The organism is Candidatus Chordibacter forsetii (assembly GCF_964187505.1).
Lineage (GTDB): Bacteria > Verrucomicrobiota > Verrucomicrobiia > Opitutales > Seribacteraceae > Chordibacter > Chordibacter forsetii.
This window is the reverse complement of record NZ_CAXLML010000228.1, coordinates 1-5,577: the sequence shown is the minus strand read 5'-3', so window position 1 is coordinate 5,577 and position 5,577 is coordinate 1. Positions and strand designations below refer to the sequence as shown.

Sequence of the window (5,577 nt, the reverse complement as noted above, 5' to 3'; positions counted from 1 at the left end):
TGTAACTTAAGGAACTGGAAAGAATAGAATCTAAGGATGAACTTATGAAAAAAACGCTAATTCTCATTGCGATCACCCTATCTGGATTGCTGGCTGTTAGCTCCCTGTTCTCAGCCAATTCAAATGGATCCATTTCCGTGCGGGTAGCCGCGTACAATGTGGAGTATGGCAAAAATGCTTCGCCTGAGGAAATTGGCAGAATGTTCAAACCCTACAACTTGGACATCGTCGGATTTAATGAAGTTCCGGATGGGGACTGGACAGCTCGAGTCGGCAAAGCCCTCGGGATGAAGTACACTTATGTGGGGAAAATTTCCTCGGCAAACCACAAGGATAAGTACAAATCAATTCTAAGTCGGACACCATTCGAAGCTACGGTCGAACATGAACTAAGTGTTGAGCGCAGGCGTTCATGGAATCCTGCTTCGTGTGTGAAAGCCGTTACAAAGATTGATAGTGTTCCATTCGCATTTTACTCCCTTCATATTTGCCGTTCGAAAGACAGTCATAATACGGGCCATGCCTACCGGTTGGCAAACGAGGTCTTGCCAAAGGAAAAGACGGACCAGGTTATTGTGCTAGGAGATTTCAATAACAACATGGGTGATGTGGCTATGAACATGCTTGAGGCATCAGGATATAGACCGACCTGGAAGGATCTGAAGATCGATGTCTCTAAGGAGTTTACTTATAATGCATTGGAGCCGGAACCGCAGAACAGTGGGGTGATTGACCATATTTTCTACCAAGGGCTTCCCGGTGCAAAGGTAACCGATGGTGGCATCATCGAATTAAAGAAGCCCCTTTCAGACCACAAACCCGTCTGGGCGGAAATCGCTTTTCCCCGCGATATCGAACGGTAAACTAAGAAAAGTTCAAATGATCAGATTTGAATAAGAATGTTTCTTTCGAAACCCACAGTCATTTCTGTTCTCAGTGGTCTTATCTGGGGAACTGCGGCTTATGGTTTACTTTCCAATGAATCTGCTTGGGGACGAGTTTCTGACTTCAGTTGGTTGTGCTTTATCCTCAGCCCAGTGGTTGGTGTGTTAGTTTATTATTGTTCTTATTGGATATTCTACCAAAGGCTTTGGCTACGAATTTTTTGGTCTATCCTTATGCTTTATTTTTCTTCTGGGTTACTTGCATTATTTTTAGGAATAGCAGATTTCTTTCACCCGCTTCGTTCCGAGACTGAAACTTGGTTCAGCCTCACTGAAGTACCTCTGTCTTTTTGGTGGGGAATCACCTTTACTCCATTCCTTTGGACTCTTTTTTTATTCGCATTTGGTAATCAGGAACTGATCAGATACTTGGTAAAAAAGAGCACAGTTTAAAAACAATCCTCCAAAACACCCAACATGCCCATCACCCTCACACCTATTACTCGCCGAAACTTTATCAGAGGTTCCCTAGCTCTTGGTGGTAGTGCATGGATCAAATCACATGCGATGGCCAGGCAACCAACCTTTGACCCCAACCGGGTTGCATTGCTTGCGGATACGCACATAAGTGCCAACCCCAAACAGTCTTACCCGGGCACTAAATGGCCAGGTACTCCGGTCAAGGAAGAGGAGCATGAATGGGTAAATATGGCGGATTGCCTTACTCAATCAGCCAGGGAAGTGATCGCCCTCAATCCGAGGCCAGCCAACTTAATCATAAATGGCGATTGTGCCCTAAGTCGGGGCACAGAGGCAGAGTACAAAGAATTCCTCCGTCTTGTTGAACCGATCCGTACAGCGGGCATTACGATTCACATAACCATTGGGAATCATGACACCCGGGAAAAACTCTGGAAACTTCTCCCTTTTCTCAAGAAGGAACAAGTGGGTATCCATGCGGATGTATTGGAACTTCCCCATGTCAACCTCATCCTGCTGGACTCCGGGAGAAGAGGAACCATGGAGGACAAACAGTTGGACTGGCTGGCTCAACAACTTGACCAACGCAAAGATAAGCCCGCACTTGTATTTGCACACTACAACCCATTGCCCACTCGCGGAATACGCCCAATCAGAGGAATGAAAAATGGTAAAGCTCTTCTAAAACTGATTGCCATGCGAAAGCATGCCAAGGCCTTTTTCCATGGGCATACTCATGAGTGGCAACAAAGTGTGGAGGGCTCTATCCATATCATCGCACAACCGCCAGTGAGTTATTATTTTGGAAAAGGCCATGCCCATGGGTGGGTGGATATGAACCTAAATGAAACAACAGCCGATCTTGAGCTGCGATGCATAGACCCCGTGCAAAAGCAGCACGGGGAAAAAAAGCAGATCTCTCTAAAGAGCTAGTTGAAGAGAAAATCCAACTAGGCAAACTTGTCGTAGGCCACGACCCGGTCATCGGCCAAACGGTCGCCTCGCTCCCATCCAGGTTGGGTTTCTTTACCCACCGGAATCATAAAACTTAGGGCGTAGCCTTCGGGGAGGTTGATCAATTTAGAAACTTTTTCCCCATCAAAACCGATCATGGGGCAACTATCGTAGCCCATATCATGGGCGGCAAGCATCAGAGTCATCCCTGCAAGTGCAGAGGAACGAATGGCTTCGTCGCGGATTAGACGATCATTTCCCTCATAGAAGGTACGAATCATCGGTCCGAGCATATCTTGCACTTCTTGGGGAGCATGCCCCCAGTATTTCTTTGGGTCTTCGAGATGTGCATTCAAGTCTGCACAAAGGATAAAGAGTACGCTGGCATCGGTTACATGTGCCTGATCCCAGGCTTCCGCCCGAATTTGTTGGCGCAGTTCAGGATCGCGAACCACAAGCAGTCGGTAGTTTTGCATGTTAAAGGAAGACGGGGCCAACTTGGTAAGACGTATTAGTTCGGCGAGGTCTTCCTCGGGCATAACATGATCCGGGTCGTAGTTCTTAACGGACCGGCGGGATTCGATGGCTTCAGATACTTTCATCAGGAAAAGTAGTAGGTTTGAATTAATTCACAAAGGAGACCAATTGGTTCTCCCGAATCTTTTTCTTTATGGTTTTACCATCCACTTTGTATTCCAGGTCTAAGGTTTTGACCACGCCACCAGCTGGGTCTTTACCTGCCAATTGGTTGGTCATTTCGAATTCATAGCTCATGGAATCGACTTTCTTTTGGAGGGCGGATTTCAGATCCATTTGCTTCTTAGGATTTCCTTCCTGACCATAAACTGCTCGAACAATCTCGATAGCGAGTTTTTTGATCGGTCTAAAGATTTTGTGTTTCCGATCCCCAGTGGACACGAAGTAAGCAAATAAGTCCTTCAATTCCTCCGCATTCATCGAGTTGATTAACCCACCAGGCATCATTGAAAGTTTTGAACCTTTCTTGGATGCAACCTTGGATTTTTCAACCTTCGTCAGGGTGAGGGGTTGCAGGCCAGATTGCACAAGGGAGTAGTAACCATCTTCTTCGGATACAATTTTACCAATCATCAAAGAACCGTCCTTCATGGTTAGTTCGTGCTGTTCGAACTGGTTGGAGACGACCATGTTTGGATGAATGGTGGATTCAAGAATCGCTTTGTAATCCATGCGTTTGGCCAGGTTGGTGAGGTCGGGGCCTACTCCGCCTCCCTCATCTCCGAAGCGGTGACATGCCACACAAAGACCTGCAGAGTACATTTTTTTCCCATTGGCAAAGTTTCGCCCTTTGAGCGGTTCCTTATTCAATACATCCAAGCCAGAGTCCACAGTCCATGCAACGCCCGGGCCTTTCGCCCTCGGCAGTTTTGATAAGTCGATGTCTTTAATTTCTCCGGTCAGATACTGGAGTGCGAGCTTGTCCTTATCAGGAACATTGGCGATGGCAGATTCGCGAATTTTGTTTAGGTACCCTGAAAAATAGTTTCCCCCTTTTTTAGAGAGCAATTCTTTAAGCTCTCCAAGGTAAGCTTTACGCTGATCCATTGACCATCCGTTGGTTACATCTTTGAGACAGAATAGGAAGTGGATATTAAGGACATTAGGTGCAACATTTTCACTCATCGCAGCAAGAATGGTTTTACCATAGTGTCCGCCCCGCTTGATCATTTCGGGATCATATTTGGGCACGGAAATCTTGGTGGTTTTCATTAGGTCGATAGTTTTGCTGACCACCGATGGATGCTGGAGGTAGCAAAGGACCCGGCAAAGCTCCTCGTTTAAATTATCGTCGGTAGTAGGGTAGTGGGGATCAAGTTGTTTGCCTAAGGCAATAATTTGTTTCTCGGTGGCTTTACCAGCTCGACTCATGATCACGGAATAAGTACGCAGAAGGGCAAGCTTGCCGGTTTTATCGAGTTTGTTGAAGTCAACTTTCAGCAGGCGGTCAATGCTTGGCTGTTTACTTCCATCAAAATCACAACGGGCAAGGCCGAGCAAAGAATGGATAGCAGCGATATCGTTGGTTTCGTTGTAGGCTTTATCTGCCCAGGTTTTAGGGTCCTGCCACTCAATGGCAATTCGTGCGGCATAACGCAGATGATAATCTTCACTGCTGAGGTAAGACCATACCGATTCGATTGCTTTTGGATTGGGTGCTCCATGAAAAGATTCAAGACTATGCCTTGTTTTTCTAGCTTGGTAGTGCTTGCTGGATGTATCCAGGGGGGATAGCTCGGTTGACTGATTTCCTGTGTAGCGTACTCGGTAGAGGTAAGACTGACCTTTCCTTCCTCCGACGCAGAAATACATGTGTCCGTCTGGTCCGATGTCCACATCAGTAAGGGCAAGAGAGCCATTGATGTTGGTCACAAATGTATCGACTTTTCCTTTGTATGAGGATCCGTCCGGCTTTAGATGCATTGCATACATGGTCGCGAAAGTCCAGTCGCAGAGGAAGATAGCGTCACGATAATGGGTGGGAAACTTGGCGTTGGTGCCGGCGATCACCCCGACCGGGCAACCCGGTCCAATGTCAACAACCGAACCAACGGTATCAGGAAAGTACTTTCTCCATTTCTTAGAGGTGGCACGCCAACCATTCTCCCCACCGGACACACCGTGGTTTACTCTGGTTGGACGATACCATGGAGCACCCATGTCCCACTCCATGTCGGCATCGTATACAAACATTTCACCATCTCGGTTGAGGGCAAAATCACAGGGGTTACGGTAGCCCATATTGATCATTTCCCGGTTGGAGCCGTCTGGATCCAAACGGATGACCCATCCGCCGGGTGCCTTTCCGTTACCATTATGACCATATGCGTAGTTTTCCAAAAGGACATCATCCTTCCAGTTTGTGGGGATGCGGGAGGTTTGAAAGGGTGGGTTACGGGCGTAATTGCCGGCTACAAAGTAGAGACCTGTGCCATCTTCGGTAACGATGAGGGAGTGCGGACCATGTTCCCACCCGCCACTCAAGCGAAATAATTCCTCTTCTTTTCCATACTCTCCACTCTTAGAAACCGGTACTCGGACCACCCGTTTTTGTGAAACCATGTAGAGGTGATCAAACGCGTAGAGCATACCCCACTGTCCACTGTTGAGAGGCAGCTTGGTGATGCCGGATTCAGAAAGAGTCTTACCGATTTCGGGGAGCTCGATCAGGAAGGTGCCGGCGTTGTCTTGGTCAGATACAACCAATCGGCCTTTGTGATCG

General features: G+C 47.4%; 5 protein-coding genes. 3 read left to right on the top strand and 2 right to left on the bottom strand.

Annotated features, from left to right (window positions below; genetic code table 11):
- Positions 1-44 precede the first annotated feature (44 nt).
- Genes ACKPQ4_RS09745 through ACKPQ4_RS09735 form a run of 3 tightly spaced genes read left to right on the top strand, consistent with a single transcriptional unit; the run spans position 45 to position 2,297 of the window.
- Complete coding sequence (locus ACKPQ4_RS09745) at positions 45-863, top strand: endonuclease/exonuclease/phosphatase family protein (protein WP_407680990.1); 819 nt, start codon at positions 45-47, stop codon at positions 861-863.
- 36 nt (positions 864-899) lie between these two features.
- Complete coding sequence (locus ACKPQ4_RS09740; protein ID WP_407680989.1) at positions 900-1,337, top strand: hypothetical protein; 438 nt, start codon at positions 900-902, stop codon at positions 1,335-1,337.
- A gap of 24 nt (positions 1,338-1,361) precedes the next feature.
- The gene (locus ACKPQ4_RS09735) at positions 1,362-2,297 is read left to right on the top strand and encodes a metallophosphoesterase family protein (RefSeq protein ID WP_407680988.1); all 936 of its coding nucleotides are present in this window, start codon (positions 1,362-1,364) and stop codon (positions 2,295-2,297) included.
- Between the two features lie 17 nt (positions 2,298-2,314).
- On the opposite strand, the gene ACKPQ4_RS09730 is transcribed toward ACKPQ4_RS09735, so the two are convergent.
- Together ACKPQ4_RS09730 and ACKPQ4_RS09725 are read right to left on the bottom strand one after the other, a co-directional pair.
- Positions 2,315-2,920 (bottom strand): nitroreductase family protein, encoded by a 606-nt coding sequence (locus tag ACKPQ4_RS09730; RefSeq protein WP_407680987.1) that lies wholly within the window; start codon positions 2,918-2,920, stop codon positions 2,315-2,317.
- A gap of 22 nt (positions 2,921-2,942) precedes the next feature.
- Positions 2,943-5,577 (bottom strand): c-type cytochrome (locus tag ACKPQ4_RS09725; RefSeq protein ID WP_407680986.1); only part of this gene is annotated, 2,635 nt, incomplete at its 5' end.